This window comes from Sphingopyxis sp. OAS728 (assembly GCF_014873485.1).
Classification (GTDB): domain Bacteria; phylum Pseudomonadota; class Alphaproteobacteria; order Sphingomonadales; family Sphingomonadaceae; genus Sphingopyxis.
In genome coordinates, this window is record NZ_JADBDT010000001.1 from 1,416,467 (window position 1) to 1,430,350 (window position 13,884).

16 protein-coding genes are annotated in these 13,884 nt (G+C 60.9%); 4 read left to right on the top strand and 12 right to left on the bottom strand.

Annotated features, from left to right (window positions below):
- Positions 1–297 precede the first annotated feature (297 nt).
- Entirely contained in the window at positions 298–588 is a 291-nt protein-coding gene (locus tag GGC65_RS06600; RefSeq protein ID WP_192646424.1) for a hypothetical protein, read from the bottom strand.
- Between the two features lie 116 nt (positions 589–704).
- Positions 705–1,508 (bottom strand): Crp/Fnr family transcriptional regulator, encoded by an 804-nt coding sequence (locus GGC65_RS23705; protein ID WP_192646425.1) that lies wholly within the window; start codon positions 1,506–1,508, stop codon positions 705–707.
- A gap of 156 nt (positions 1,509–1,664) precedes the next feature.
- Here GGC65_RS23705 and GGC65_RS06610 point away from each other — a divergent pair, with 156 nt between their 5' ends.
- Positions 1,665–2,093 carry a response regulator gene (locus GGC65_RS06610; RefSeq protein ID WP_192646426.1) on the top strand — a complete coding sequence of 143 codons (429 nt, stop codon included), beginning with the start codon at positions 1,665–1,667 and terminating at the stop codon, positions 2,091–2,093.
- 71 nt (positions 2,094–2,164) lie between these two features.
- Here GGC65_RS06610 and GGC65_RS06615 read toward each other — a convergent pair whose 3' ends face one another.
- The 5 genes from GGC65_RS06615 to GGC65_RS06635 all read right to left on the bottom strand — a co-directional run bounded on the left by GGC65_RS06615 (position 2,165) and on the right by GGC65_RS06635 (position 9,003).
- The gene (locus tag GGC65_RS06615; protein ID WP_192646427.1) at positions 2,165–5,089 is read right to left on the bottom strand and encodes a PAS domain-containing protein; all 2,925 of its coding nucleotides are present in this window, start codon (positions 5,087–5,089) and stop codon (positions 2,165–2,167) included.
- 533 nt (positions 5,090–5,622) lie between these two features.
- Positions 5,623–5,847 (bottom strand): hypothetical protein, encoded by a 225-nt coding sequence (locus GGC65_RS06620; protein WP_192646428.1) that lies wholly within the window; start codon positions 5,845–5,847, stop codon positions 5,623–5,625.
- Positions 5,848–6,374: 527 nt separating this feature from the next.
- Positions 6,375–7,805 (bottom strand): serine hydrolase domain-containing protein, encoded by a 1,431-nt coding sequence (locus GGC65_RS06625; RefSeq protein WP_318780129.1) that lies wholly within the window; start codon positions 7,803–7,805, stop codon positions 6,375–6,377.
- A gap of 86 nt (positions 7,806–7,891) precedes the next feature.
- Positions 7,892–8,401, bottom strand: a complete 510-nt coding sequence (locus GGC65_RS06630) for a hypothetical protein (RefSeq protein WP_192646430.1) — start codon at positions 8,399–8,401, stop codon at positions 7,892–7,894.
- Entirely contained in the window at positions 8,398–9,003 is a 606-nt protein-coding gene (locus GGC65_RS06635; RefSeq protein ID WP_225940704.1) for a TetR/AcrR family transcriptional regulator, read from the bottom strand. Before GGC65_RS06635 ends, GGC65_RS06630 begins: the two co-directional genes overlap by 4 nt.
- Before the next feature lie 611 nt (positions 9,004–9,614).
- On the opposite strand from GGC65_RS06635, the gene GGC65_RS23545 reads away from it, so the two are divergent.
- The 3 genes from GGC65_RS23545 (at position 9,615) to GGC65_RS06645 (ending at position 10,992) form a co-directional block, all read left to right on the top strand.
- The gene (locus GGC65_RS23545) at positions 9,615–9,749 is read left to right on the top strand and encodes a hypothetical protein (RefSeq protein WP_264081021.1); all 135 of its coding nucleotides are present in this window, start codon (positions 9,615–9,617) and stop codon (positions 9,747–9,749) included.
- On the top strand, positions 9,750–10,196 hold the full coding sequence (locus GGC65_RS06640) for a hypothetical protein (RefSeq protein ID WP_192646432.1): 447 nt from the start codon (positions 9,750–9,752) through the stop codon (positions 10,194–10,196).
- A 364-nt stretch (positions 10,197–10,560) separates the two neighbouring features.
- On the top strand, positions 10,561–10,992 hold the full coding sequence (locus tag GGC65_RS06645) for a hypothetical protein (RefSeq protein WP_192646433.1): 432 nt from the start codon (positions 10,561–10,563) through the stop codon (positions 10,990–10,992).
- A 369-nt stretch (positions 10,993–11,361) separates the two neighbouring features.
- Here GGC65_RS06645 and GGC65_RS06650 read toward each other — a convergent pair whose 3' ends face one another.
- From GGC65_RS06650 to GGC65_RS06670, 5 genes are read right to left on the bottom strand one after another with little or no spacing between them, the layout of a single operon-like run.
- A complete protein-coding gene (locus tag GGC65_RS06650; RefSeq protein WP_192646434.1) occupies positions 11,362–11,538 on the bottom strand; it encodes a YjzC family protein in 177 nt (58 codons plus the stop codon).
- Entirely contained in the window at positions 11,522–11,695 is a 174-nt protein-coding gene (locus GGC65_RS06655) for a hypothetical protein (protein ID WP_192646435.1), read from the bottom strand. The genes GGC65_RS06650 and GGC65_RS06655 overlap by 17 nt, the downstream gene beginning before the upstream one ends.
- Entirely contained in the window at positions 11,692–13,146 is a 1,455-nt protein-coding gene (locus GGC65_RS06660) for a HesA/MoeB/ThiF family protein (RefSeq protein ID WP_192646436.1), read from the bottom strand. Before GGC65_RS06660 ends, GGC65_RS06655 begins: the two co-directional genes overlap by 4 nt.
- Positions 13,143–13,529 carry a hypothetical protein gene (locus GGC65_RS06665; RefSeq protein WP_192646437.1) on the bottom strand — a complete coding sequence of 129 codons (387 nt, stop codon included), beginning with the start codon at positions 13,527–13,529 and terminating at the stop codon, positions 13,143–13,145. Before GGC65_RS06665 ends, GGC65_RS06660 begins: the two co-directional genes overlap by 4 nt.
- Before the next feature lie 11 nt (positions 13,530–13,540).
- A complete protein-coding gene (locus tag GGC65_RS06670) occupies positions 13,541–13,819 on the bottom strand; it encodes a multiubiquitin domain-containing protein (protein WP_192646438.1) in 279 nt (92 codons plus the stop codon).
- Between the last annotated feature and the right edge of the window lie 65 nt (positions 13,820–13,884).

A 13,884-nucleotide genomic window follows, 5' to 3' on the forward strand; every position in this document is an offset into this window, starting at 1 on the left:
AACCGCCGTGATCCCGGAAATAAAGCGATGTCCAGATACATTCCGAAGCTCCTATTGCTGATGAGCGCGCCATTCTGCATATCAGCCGCGCCGCCGGCGGACGGCGCCTTATGGTCGGCGACGCAGGCGCCAATGCCGGGCACGATTTCAGAGTGCACAGCCAAGTAGCGGCGGCGGCTCGGCAGCTTCCGTATAGCGCTGGCTTTGCCAGGGCTGCCCGCGATGACGGGGCTTTCACGCTTCGCCATCGGGCTATGCCGATGATCGTGAACGGGCGATGCAACAGCGCCGAGATTATCACCCTGTCGATTGGGTTCCGCGTGCGCTGAGAACGGCCCGTATGCAGGCCTCGCTGTTCTGGAGTCCGCATGCTCGCACCTCACTGCGCTCCGTCGTCGTGGCAATCCGCTCGAACGCTCCGGAGTAAGCCACAAGCGTCATATAGGCTTCGGCAAGGCCTTCTTCGCTCAGGTCAGCGGAATAGGCGATCACATCGATCCGAGGCGGCGGCGGCGCCGCGAAGGCCGGTGCAATGATTAGCATCGGAAGGGAAAAGAGCGCGAGCAGTGAGCGGCTGACTATGGGCAATGACTTCTCCTGATGAAATCCCGGCGGCTTTGGCGTGACCTACATTGGTCATTGGACTTTCGCGACTTACGCTGCTGCTGCTTTCTCGTCCGGCAGCCTGTCCGCATGACACTGGCCTATTGTTCGTCTAGCATAGATGAAGGCTCATGGCCGGTCCGATGGAGGTATAAATCAGAGTAATGCGCTATCTCCAGCAGCCGCGTCATGTTCGAAACCCGTAGCCGCCTTCCCATGCGCCGGATCGCGTGCTTTTCGGAGAGCCTCCTGACCATTCGATTGACGTGCACGGGCGTCAATCCCAGCACGTCGGCGAGTTGTTGCTGTGTGAGGGGCACATCGAAATCTGTAACAGGCAGCCCAGCGACTTCGCTAATGCGATAAAAGGTCTCGCAAAGCAGATGCGCAAAGCGCACCTCGGCATTTCGCCGTCCGATATTCAGGAGCCATTCCCTCGATATCGCCCCTTCGACGAGCACATCCACAATCAGAGCGCGCGCTATCGATGGCCGCTCCGCTGCCAGCTTCTCCAACTCCGTCAGCGGCACGCGCGCCACCACCGCCGGAGTGATCGGATACATGTCGTGATCTGCGGTGTGAACGTAGGCGGACTGCAAGTCGAGGGCTTCGCCCGGAATTTTCAGAGCGACGATCTGACGTCCGCCATCGGCCGCCACCTTGTATCGACAAACGAACCCTTCGAGCAATATCGGACAGACCGTCACGCGATCGCCTTCGCACAGAAGGTTCGTATCGGGAGCTAGATGGATTATGTCGTGCGGCAGGCGGCTCAACGCCAGTTGGTCGTTTGATGAAAGTGGCGACCGATTGAGAAGTTTGCGGATGAAAATGCTGAGCGGCCCCAAATCCATCACGCTGCGGTGATATTCCATCCAGCTTGTGTTTTCGCCGCTTTCGGTCACAATGCCTCCATATTTCCCTTGAGATTAACAGCGGCAGGCGGGGATTGTTCCGAAACGGCTTCCATGAGATTATCGCGCGCGCCCAGCGGAGCGGACCAATTTTTCGCACGCAAGTTGGAAGAGCCGTATCTGTAAAGCCTAATGGAGAATGACGCCGTGAAGCGCCGGATTTTGATCATCGAGGATGACCCCCTCATAGGTCTCATGCTGGAGGAGCTGATCGAAGCGCTTGGCTATGCCTCCGCAGGCGTCGTCCAGCGCGTCGAAACCGCGCTCGACCGTGTCCGGGTTTGCGATTTCGATGCGGTTATCATCGATGTCCACCTCGCCGACGGCGAAACGAGCGGACCGATCGCCGCCGCGCTCAACGCGGCAGCGATCCCTTTTCTCGTCTCGACGGGCGGCTTTGTGAAAACGCCGCTTCCCGCCTGGGACGGCCATCCCGTATTGCTGAAGCCATTTACGCGGGAAAGCCTGGAAGCGGCGCTTGAAAACATCGGTCTGACAGCGTCGCAGAATAGCGCCGCTACCCCCGCCGATACGGCGTCAGCCGATCAAGCTCCGCGGTCTCCGGCCGCAGGCTGATGTTTCGAACAGATCGCCGACGCTTGGACAAAGTGCGTTAAGAGCTGCCAATTGCGTCAGAGCCCGCGGCGTCAACGGATGATGTCGCGAATTCGCTGGGCGAGGCTTTCCATCGGAAAGGGTTTCGTGAGGAGCGCCATGTTCGGTGCAAGCTGTCCGTTACCGATCACCGCATTCTCCGCATAGCCGGTAATGAACAGGATCCGAAGCTTCGGGATCAGGGCAAGAGCCGCATCGGCGACTTGCCTGCCGTTCATCCCTCCCGGGAGCCCGACATCGGTGATCAGAAGATCGATCGCCGGATGCGTCTCCACGAGCCGCAATGCGGCCGGGCCGTCTTCGGCTTCGAGAACGCTGAAACCCAGCTCCTCCGCAACCTCGACGACCAGCATGCGAATGGTGGGCTCGTCGTCGACAACCAATATGCATCCCGCCGCCGTCGGCACGAGGAGCGTCGGCGTTGTCTGTGCGGCTTCGGACCGTGCGTCGGTATCGTCATCAGACAAGTGCCGCGGCAGATAAATGCATACCGTGGTACCCGTTCCGACTTCGGAGTAGATCCTGACCTGCCCGCCCGACTGACGCGCGAAACCGTAAATCATCGAGAGCCCGAGACCCGTCCCTTCGCCGAGCGGCTTGGTCGTGAAGAAGGGGTCGAAAGCACGCGAGGCGATGTCGGGCGCCATGCCGGTGCCGCTGTCGGTCACACAGATGGAAACATATTGGCCCGGGTCGAGATCGCGCTCCCGAGCGCTTCGCGTATCGAGCCATTTGTTGGCCGTCTCGATCGTGATGCGCCCACCATCGGGCATCGCGTCGCGCGCATTGATGCAAAGGTTTAGGATGGCATTTTCGAGCTGATTAGGGTCGACGAGCGTACTCCACAGCCCTGCCTTCCCGACGGTTTCAACCGCGATGGCAGGGCCGACCGTCCGGCGCACCATCTCCTCGATATCGAATATGAGCCGATTGGCATCGGTCGGCTTTGGATCGAGTGTCTGGCGGCGCGAGAAGGCGAGCAGGCGGTGCGTGAGCGCTGCTGCACGGCGCAGCGCGCCCTGCGCCGCGACCGAATATTTTTCGATCTCGCCGACGCGCCCCTGCGCGATGCGGATCTGCATCATTTCGAGCGATCCCGAGATACCGGTCAAAAGATTGTTGAAGTCGTGCGCGATTCCGCCGGTAAGCTGCCCCACCGCTTCCATCTTCTGCGACTGCCGGAGCGCCTCTTCGGCCTGATCGCGTTCGGCCGCGGTAGCCGCCACTTCGTCGACCAGCCGCCGCCTTTCGATCTCGAGTTGCCGCTCGACTGCCTTGCGCGCCGACATATCGAGCATCGCGCCTACCATCCGGAGCGGAGCGCCCTCGGCGTCGCGGATGACATAACCCCGATCGAGCACGTCGGCGAAGCTGCCGTCGGCGCGCTCGAAGCGATACTCGCCCGCCCAGTCGCTGTCGGCGCCTTCGATAACCTCGTGGATGGTCTGGTTGATGCGGTCGCGGTCGTCGGAATGAATGTGCGCGAGCCACCATTCGCCGGTTGGTTCGACATCGGCGAGCGCATGACCGTAAGCGCGCTCGAGCGCGTCGTTCCATGTCACATGATTGGAGCGAAAATCCCAGTCCCAGATCGCATCGTTCGTCGCTCGTCCCGCGAGCCGAAGCCGCTCGCCGATCTCGCGCAATTCGCGGCTCGCTTCACGGTCCTTGGTGACGTCCTGCACCGTGCCGATCAGCCGGACGGGTTCACCTTCTTCAAAAAAAGCAATCCCGTGCGCAGTAAGGTGGCGCAGCACGCCGTCCTCGATGCCGATGGTGCGATATTCGACCTCGAAGCGATGCGACCCGTCGGGGTCGAGCGCCGCCGCGACGGCCGCATCGGCACGGTCCCGGTCATCCGGATGCAGCCCGGCAAGAAAGGCGGTTGCGTAAGTAACGGGTGCTCCCGCGGAAATGCCAAAGAGGGCGCGGCAGCGATCGTCCCAGGCAAGCGTGCCGTCGCGAGGACGGTAATCGAAACGACCGAGCTCGGCCGCTCGCGTCGCGAGCTCAAGCTCTTCCCGACTTGCGGCGAGCGCCTCTTCGGTGCGGCGCCTCTCGGTCAGATCGGTGAAGAGCACCGCGACATGATGTTTCTCGGGCGCATCGACGCGATAGGCGTGGACGAGATACCAGCGTTCGCCGAGTTCGTTCGCCGGAAGCTCGGCGCGTTCGGAAACGCCCGTCCGTGCGACACGGCCGTAAAGTTCAAACCAATGTTGCTCATGAACCGGTGCGATATCACGCATCCAGCGCCCCTCGGCATTGGCGATGCCGGTATAGGCATCGAAGCTCTTGTTCACTTCGACAAAACGGTAGTCGGCCGCTTCGCCATCATCGCCGAACTTCACCTCGACGACGCAGAAACCAGCGTCGATCGAATTGAAGAGACTGCGGTAGCGTTCCTCGCTTTCCCGCATCGCGGCCTCGCTGCGCGCCCGGTCGGCGGCTTCGCGCGTCCGGATCGCGACATCTTCGACGAGCGCGATCTCGGCGATGCGCCAGTCGCGCGGTTCGGAATGATGGACATAGAGAAGCGCATCGAGGCGCCCGTCCTTCATCAGCGGACAGACGATCAGGGAGCGGGTGCCGATGCTGTGCCAGCCCTCGACATAGCCCGAGGATCGGGAATCCCGTTCGCTGTCAGCGACCACAAGCGTGTCGCCGCCGCGAAGCTCGCTAATGACCTCGGGGCCAAAACTGTCGAGGAGGCGCGATTCGCCCGCAAGGCTGAAAAGATCGCCGGCCCAGTCACTGTCGACGCGCACCATCTGGCCGTCTTCGCTGATCGAAGCGAAACCGCAGCGCCCGGCCTCGAGTGCGCGCCCGAGCATCGCGCACGCTGCTTGCAGCATGCGGGCGGGCTCGTCGATATCGCGAAGCCGCGCGATGAGATCGAGTTGGAACGCCTGCCGCTCGAGCAACTCCTCACGGCTAAGCTGATCCGATCGCGGCATGCATGAAACCCCATCGCCAGACAATTACGGTCATTGGCCGTCGGCTGGCGACGTCGCCATTGTCAACGCTGGCGGCACGCCTTCGTTCCGCAGCCATGTCCCGTGGCGGCTAAGACCGAATGGCGCTTTAATAGCTGTTATAGATGGCGGCAGACGCAATCCGGCGCTCCGGCAAGCGATCGCGCGGTCTTTGCAAACGGCGCGCGACAACCGGAGCCGGATCGTCGGTGATACGGGCCCGGTTTGAAGCTCGCCCGGAGCATTCCGACACGCGGCACGTACTGGGGTTGGGCGGATCGCCCGCGCACGGCGAAAGCCGGAGGACGATGGAATGCCAACCGACGAAGTCCAAATCGAGGAATTCATTGTCCATGCAAACGACTGGGTGCCGAACAACGAGCGCCTTCCCGTATGAGTCTATCGCGGAGCTGTCGCGGCGGAAGGCCCCCCACGGCAATGCTGTCTCCGCGCCGCGCGACCGTAGAAGTCCGCACTCCCGCATTGCGGCGACGCGCATCGGCAAGCGCTTCGCTCTAGATTGGCGCTCCCGTCCAGGCAGCACCACCGTCCGGCGCATAAGGCTCGAGCCGTTCGATCAGGCGTCTTCGGTCCGCCGCCACTTCAGCCAGCAGCGCCACTGCGCCCGCCCTGTCGAGACCGTCGGGCTCCAAAACATCCGCTTCGATCTGCGCGATGAGGTCGCGGATGAAGCGCAGCTCCTTTTCCGCAATGCTGAGAAAATCTTCGCTTTGATTCATCCCCGCATAACGCCTGGACCGCCTGGGGGCTGCACTCGCGAGCGACGAATTGTCACCTGTTTAGCAGCTGCAAAGTGGCTCGGGGCATGCAGAAAAAGGGGCAAAAAAGGGCTGTCTGCCACTGCGTCTCACGTCACGCGAGGATGAAGCCCGTTCGAGCTCCCACGTCCGTCAGACGGGGAACTCCATGGCGCGTCGGCCTCCTCGGGATCGAAGCTGGTCTCCACGTTGCCGCCGCCGCTGCGAAGCGCTCTCTCGACTATGCGCGACCCGAAGCCACCCTACACCTGTCAGTTCTCGCGAGGTCAATTGTTTATCCTGCTTAGCAATCCGAGAAACGCCGACGGCTTTCAATCGTTTCAATGACAGCATCGTGATGCTCGCTCACAGGCGCAGGGCAGCGATCAAACGCGCACGACTTCGGTCCGACATCTCGGAAGGCTCGCTCGGCAGGTGCGAGACGAAGACGAACGTCAGTTGCGGTCGGAATTCACGGTGCGACCGGCAAGGGCCCGCCCTGACCTTCCTCACTCCGGTCGAAAACCGATCAGACGTCCATCGGCATTGGCAGATGCCAACCAGACCACCGTTTTGTACGCGAAGGTGAGCCTGTACCGCCGATCGCCATCGGCTTTGACGCCAACCAGCTCGACTCTGCGTAGCGGTCCCATTCCCCGGAGCATGGCGCGCGCGAACGGAGAACCAAGGCTTTGCGCCGCATCCTCACCGGACGGCGCGAACGCCGCCGTCGCGCCTTGGTCCCCCGCTGCCGCCCTGGTTAACGCCATCCGGATATTTGCCGCGATTTCGGGATGATCATCGCTCGCCGCGGGCTCGCGAAGCGATGGCGGCTGGAGGGTGCCGATAATCGCCTCGGCCAGAAGCGGATGCTGGACCTGCTGGTTCGACAGGACGATCACCGTCAGCTTTCGGTCTTCGATCCGCCAGATATCGGCGAGCGCCGGCCCGCCGCTATGCCCGGCGAGCGTGTCACCGCCATAGGGCCGGACGATCCAGCCGAGGCCGAAGGGTGCGCGTTTGCCGTTGGATAATGTCGCGGGAGTCTCAATCTCGCGCAGGCTTTGAGCGCTTAGCACGCGCCCCTCGTCAAGCGCGGTGAACAGCTTGGCAAGGTCGCCGACCGAAGCGAAAAGCCCGCCTGCGCCATATCCTTGCGGCGCGAAGAAGAAATCGCTGGTCGTAAGTTCGTCATCCCGCAGGCCATAAATCTGGGCGCGCCGAGGCAGGATGTCGCCGACGCGGACGGTGCCGTCGTCGCTCGCGTTGGCAAACGCCGTTTCGCGCATGTCGAGGGGCTCGAACAATTCCCGGCGCAGCATCTGCGGCAGCGTATCGCCTCCCGCCTTTTCCAGAATCACCCGAAGAACGGCAAAATCGGTAAAGCCATATCGCGCCTCCGTGCCGGGAGAATATGCAAGCGGGGCGGCCATTGCGGCGGCGAGGATGTCGCTGAGCGTCGCATCGCGCGCCGCGCCGTGCTGCTCTGCAAGACCCGATGTGTGATCAGCAAGCTGCCGCACGCGTATGGCCGACCAGCTAGCAGGTGCCTCCGGAATCCAGCGCGTCAGCGGGTCGTCGAGCCCGAGTTTCTTTTGCTCGACAAGCCGCATCAGCAAGAGGCCAGTCATCATCTTGGTCGCCGAGGCGAGCTGGAACCGCGTGTCGGTTCCAACCGGCGTATTCCATTCGAGATTGGCGCTGCCGTAAGCGGCGAGTTTGACGACGCGACCCTGCTCAATGACTGCGACTGCGACGCCCGGAATCTGGTTCAGCTGCATTTGCCGCGCCACAATTTGGTCGATCTCATCGGGAACGCTGGAAGGCTCGGGCGCCGACAGAACGGGAGATGTCCAAGCGCCGAGCAAGACGGCTAAGATCCAAAGAAATGGTCGATAGATGCCGACCGCACCACAATGCATTCTGCTCCAAACCGGCATTCGTTCTTCTCCCTTAGTCGCTTAGTAGTGCAGACATCGGTTGGGCGCCGCTTCGCCTGATGAGCGTATTTGAAAGACCTACGCTTTTAGATTGCAGCGCCAAACATCTGTCCTGCGACTTCGGGACGGTAGAAAGAGCGATAGCGGGCCGTTCCTTCGGGCGGCAGGACTTCCACCAGAAAGCGATTGTCGATCCAAAGTTCGACCAGGTCGAATACGCCCCCGCGATCGCAAGCAACGGCACGCCAGCCATGCTTCCGTCCAAGCTCTATTATTGCCTCGCCCGACATGTTGCTCGTCAAAGCCACGTGAAATCCGCTCGCCGCTTGCGCGGCTCCATCCTGTCTGATCTGGACCTCCCACGGCATCACTTCAGGTCCGTTTGCTCGGCGCGCGGGATCGGTATCGCCCTCGCCCATGTTGTGCGCGGAGCTTTGCGGAAGCACCTCGACGCCAAGGCCCGTACCATCGCGTGCGATCGCGACCCAGGCCCCGGGGACGACGGGGAAAGGCATGGCCACGCCGTCGATGATTTCTGCGAAGACCCGAGCGGTCCGCTGGGGGTCGCGCGCGGGCAAGGAAAAATGCGCAATCATTGAGTCTTCGTCTTTCGTGACAGGCCCGCCGACGCCGGAACGCGGCTGGGATTTTTGAGATCTGCAATCAGCGTGCGAGCAGCCCAAGCGGCCGCCTTCGCCGACTGCTCAGCGGTCATGCCCCACTGCTCCCTCATCGAGAGCCAGGCGTATGCAGAATATAAAAGCTGAAGCACGCTGGCGGCTGCCAGCTTTTCCTCACCGTCGAGGCCCGGTGCCTCATCGACCGCCTTCAGAAAAGCGGCACGCCGGTCTGCATCGCGAGAGGCTCGAAGGGTGCGCCCCTGCGGCGTGGTCAGCGTCGCCTGGATGTGCGCGGGGGTCTGATCGAAACTCGCGAACAATTCGTCCAGCCGACCGACGATCCCATCGAGAGTTTCGGGGAAGCCTCCCTTCACCCCTTCGATCCTGTTTCTGCGATCCCACAGCGCCGCCAGCAGGGCCCCGCGGGATTCGAAGTGACGGTAAATCGTTATCTCCGTTACCCCGGCGCGCTCGGCCAGCTGGCGATTGGAGACCGCTTCCGGACCACATTCTTCCATTAAATCCGCCATCGACTGGAGAATAGCATCGCGCGTGGCCTCAGCCTTCTGCTGGCGCAAAGGAGATTTGTAGGATCGCGGCTGTCTCATGGTGATGCCGCATATATATTGATGTTATGATTTACAACATGAATTTTGTCGCGGGCGTGCTCTCGCTCACAAACTTTGGTCGCGAAGCTGCATGCATCGCGATTTCTGGCCGACAGGCGTCGGGCAGATTTCCGGCACCGCCTGCAATATGCGGATGTTGAAAACTTCCGCCCCATAGCTGGCAGCGGCAATCTTCACATCGCGGGCGAAGCGAACCCATCATTGAAGGATCCATCATTACCGAGCAGGAGGGGCTCTCCAACTGGGGCGTTGAGCGCCGGAAGTTGTGATGGCCATCGCCAAAAAGAAAAGAAACATTGGCGTGCTTCTTTGCGGAGTCTTTGCCGTCTAGCCGAAGGCGAAGAAGACATGTGATACCGATAGCACGTGACTGGCGACAAGCGCCAGCGACCGCTCTCGCGTCTATGTTCGGTGTCAAAGTGAGCGGTCATGACTGACTTGTCTCACCCCCCTCTGTTGATATACCGAGTATCACCATGACACCGACGCAATGTAAGATGGCGCGTATGGGCCTAAGCTGGCTCGCAGACGATCTAGCAAAGGCTAGTGGCCTGACTAGGGTGACGATCGCTCGCTTCGAATCCGGTCACCCGATGGCGCCGGCGTCCATCAAGAAGATGCGCGAGGCGCTCGAAGCCGCTGGCGCCGGATTCACGCAGAAGCCCGGTCGAATCGGTGTCACGGTGCCGCTTTAGATGTCTAAACAGGCCGCTCCCGAAACGGAGTATCAGTTCCGGATTGAACGACATTATTCTCGTTATGTCTTCGGTGCGGGCTCCCCATCTCAGCCCACCGCCCATGAAGAATTTTTGTTCCTCGAGTTTGTGGCGTCTTGCGTTACACCCGCCGCCCATGCCGGCGAAAGAACCGAATTTCTGCTGATCGCCGACCGCGCCCGGGAAACAGAGATGCGCGAGCGCAAACCGGTAGGCGAGAAGGTCAAGGGCGTGGGAAGGTTAAAGATGCGCGGACAAGCGTCAAACTATTCCGGACTTCTACCTTTCGATGGCGTCTTTCCCCTCATCTCCATGGTCGATGCAGGCGTGCTCCGCTTTGTGCGGCTGATCGGTCCCGCACTCTATAAAGGGGAAACCATCGTCACGAGTTTCGAGCTGTGCCGCGAGTTGGATCGAGCAACCTGACGCCCATCGAGCCAGCGCTCGACGCGCAAGGAAAGCCGGTCGTATCCTATTATACGAACAGCGCCCGCTTCTCCATTCCCACGGACTAGCTATCGCCGGCGTCCGAAGCTGACGAAGCATAATGTCGCTATCCGGCTCACACTTCGATTATGACCCGCAATGGCCGGTTGCTGTCAGGCCGGTTTCGGGCGCGGATCTCAGAAAGCGGCCGTTCGCGTCAAAATGACTGCACATGACCGGAAGCGACCGAAAGTGGACGTTGGCGCCGTAAGTTGTACGTCGCCGCAATTTGGGGCAGAGTTCGCTAATGATCTCGCCGAGAATTACTGTCAGGCACATAATTGGCGGGCTGGTATTGGTCGGCATGGCGCTTGCCCTTTGGTTCATCCTGCCGGTTGCAACGGATGATGAACGCTCGGTTTTGACGGAATTGGCCAGATCCGCGCCCGTGACGACCTGTCTTGCCGTCAAGACCGTCGAGCCTTCAGGCCACCATCCAAGGTGGACCGATAAGGATGAAACTAATCCGAGAGCGCCGGAATTAGAGCGCGCACAATTGCAATCCAGCCATCGGGACGTATCCCTCATCCTCGACGCAGAATCCACGATCGACAACCTGCTCAGATTTGGTTGCCGAGATAGGGCAAGCCTATCGACACCCAGCTTCTTCGGCAATCTGGCGTTTGCGCAAATAAAAAGCAGGCGAAAACGAGAGACGGTTGCCCTTGAAAAGATCGGTGGTCGTTGGGAGTACGTGGGACGCTATATCGAGCGTCTCGACATCATCACTTACTAACCTCACCTCAAGCGAACCGGTGCGTCCGCTTCTCACCCCATTTGCGTCGTCGGTCGCCGATCTCGATGCGATGGCAGGAAATGGCCGTTTGGAGACCGTCTGGTTCCGGCCTGACATATGGCAAAGAAGATGTTCGGATAAAGATTGATTTACACGCGGCGTTGCAACCGTCCAATCTCAACGGAAGTACAACATTGCCAAGAGGCCCGTGATATCAAAGCGTCGGATTGCGAGCTGATCGGGACGATCTTCGCAGATCGCCCCGATCCCCAACAAGCCGGCACGGAAAGCGCGTACAATCACTGCCCCAACCGAAACAATATTTACCGGTCGAGTGTCGCGTAACCATCTGGCGCCCCGTGCAGCGCCTCAGCGGTGCCGGGTCGGATCGACCAAGCGGTAGCCCATTCCGGGCTTGGGCGTCGGCGGGAGCGGCTCGCCGCGCGTCACCGTGCGCTCGCTGCCGGTGTTGCCACCGCGCGGACCGATCTGCTCATATTGGCCGGACCGCGGTGCAGTCTGGCCGGGCTTAAACGTCTTGCTCATCTTTTCCTCCTTTCCAACCAATGACAGGCATCATCATCAGAGCTTTGAGAACCGCCGCCCCGCTAAGGCTTGCGGAATAAGTCCATCGCGAGCGATAGATGCCGGCGCCATCCGCCATACCTTGGCCGAAAGCATCCGCACCGTCGGCAAGGATCATGTGCGAGGATGACGACGGAACCATGCCCCGACCGCTTCTTTCCACCGTGCCAGCCATCCATGTTTCGGCGTCAGAGCGGTAACCGGCCGAGCCATAACGCCGGGCAGTCCAAGGGCGTCGCCACGACCGTAGCGACGAACGCATTCCGAACATTCAGGCTCACGGTGCGGCACGACCTTCATTGTCTTGCGAGCGAGGAAGTGCGCATGCTCATATCGCCAATCACCGCTCGCCTCGCGAAGACCAAGAAAGTCGAACAGAAAGTCGTTGATGCCCTGCGCCGCCGCAACGGCATTCATCGTGATCACGCTCGGATTGGGCTCGTTCGTCCCATAGGCCTGGGCCTTGCGATCCTCGTCGGACTTCGCCTCCAGCGCCAGCGTGCCTGAAGGAATGAACCCGTTGCACCATAGGCAGCCTTCGCCAGGCCGAACCGAGCGGACCGCGCTCATTGCATCGCTGAGCGCGCCTGCCTCGTCCGTTGCGATCTTCGCCCCAAGCTGCACCATCGGAACGAAATACTGATGGGTGATCGCATTCACGAGCAGTCGCGCGCGCATTGAGTCCGCGCAGAGGAAGATATAGTCACAGCTCTTGAGCGCATCCGCTGCGTCGGCGTTGAGCACGTCAAAGGGGAATTGCGTGACCTTAGCGGCGGGATTGGCGGTAAGAATCAAGCGCGCCGCGATCTCGGTCTTGAGGCGAGCTGCCTCAACGTCGGTAGCTGTTGCGCCGACGACCCGCGAGAGGTTGGTGTCCTCGATCACGTCTGGATCGATCAACAGGAGTTCGCCAACACCGAGACGGCCTGCATATTCGGCGACCAATGAACCGACGCCGCCTAGCCCGACGATCGCAACCCGCGCTTCCGCGAGAAGATCCTGCCCGGCCTTGCCGAACATCCGGACTTGGCGGTCGTAGATGCCCCCACCGTCATCAACCGTGCGCGGGCGTGCGGTTCGGCGCGCGATCGACTGGCCGATAATCCGATATTCGCCAAGCCTGGCGCGCGCGCCGTCGGGCAGCCAGATATCCCCCTCGACGGCGCGCCGGCCATAGACGAGGGCGCCGACCGGAACGCCTTTGCCGATGTCGCGCAGGGCGGGATAGCCGCGCTCGTGTGACTCTAGGTCGATCGTGCTGAAATCGACCCAATCGTCGCAGTCATGGTTATGGACGGCGAGATAAGCGAGCCGCTCGTCACGGCAGCCCGTGATGTGCTTGTGGATAAAGGTCGGTTTGAGCGCCCGGTAGCCATATTGGCCACGAACATAATCGATGCCGGGCTCGGCGAGCGCGATGTCGCGCACGAGAAGTCTCAGTCCGTTCCCCGCCTCGACGATGCCCGCGCGTAGAACGGCGCCATGCTCGTCCCGGTCGCCCGGATAAAGATGGTTCATGAGCCTTGCATGGTCGGCGGCACTGATCCAGACGTCGCACGTTCCGGTCATTGTACGGTCTCCAGAAAATGCAGGATCTTTAGGAATTTCGCGAGTGCGGTCTGGCGCGCGAGGTGCATCTGGTTGTTCATGCGCGACACCTGCAGCGCCGGGCGGCCTTCGAATGTCATCCCGGCCGTGATCGGTACTTCGAACGCGCGACCGTCGGATCGTCGAACATCACCTCCGACGAATACGGGATAGATGTCGGCATTCGGATATAGCGCGGTAATATGTCCCCCCATCCAAGTGAAGCGTGGGCAATAACGCTCACCGATGTCCAACGTTTCGATTATTACGCGCGCACCGCCCTGACCGTCCTCGACCACGGTGACGGCCGAGGACGGGAAAGCACGTTTGAGTTCTTCGATGGCTTCGAGGACATCCTGGTTCACCGCGCCGCTCCTTAACTGTTGTCGTCAGGCGCGATCGCCGTGAAACTCATGTGATTATGCACCTTCACTTCCTCAGTGTCGGCGATCACCTTGCTCGTTCCGTTCGGCAGTTCGAGCTGCAGGACAAAATTGGGCTGGATATTGACGCCTTGTTCGATCGCCGCCGCCTTGATCTCGGCGCCGGTCATCTCGCGCTCGGTAACGATGACCTCGTTACCGTTGACTTCGATCCGGATTTTTTTGGGCTTGGGATCCTTGTCTGGCTTTTCCGGTTTGTCGGGACTTGCCATTGTCTTTCTCCTTTGGCATGTAGTTGCTGATAAGCAATTATATGGATTGCCATTCAGGAATGCAA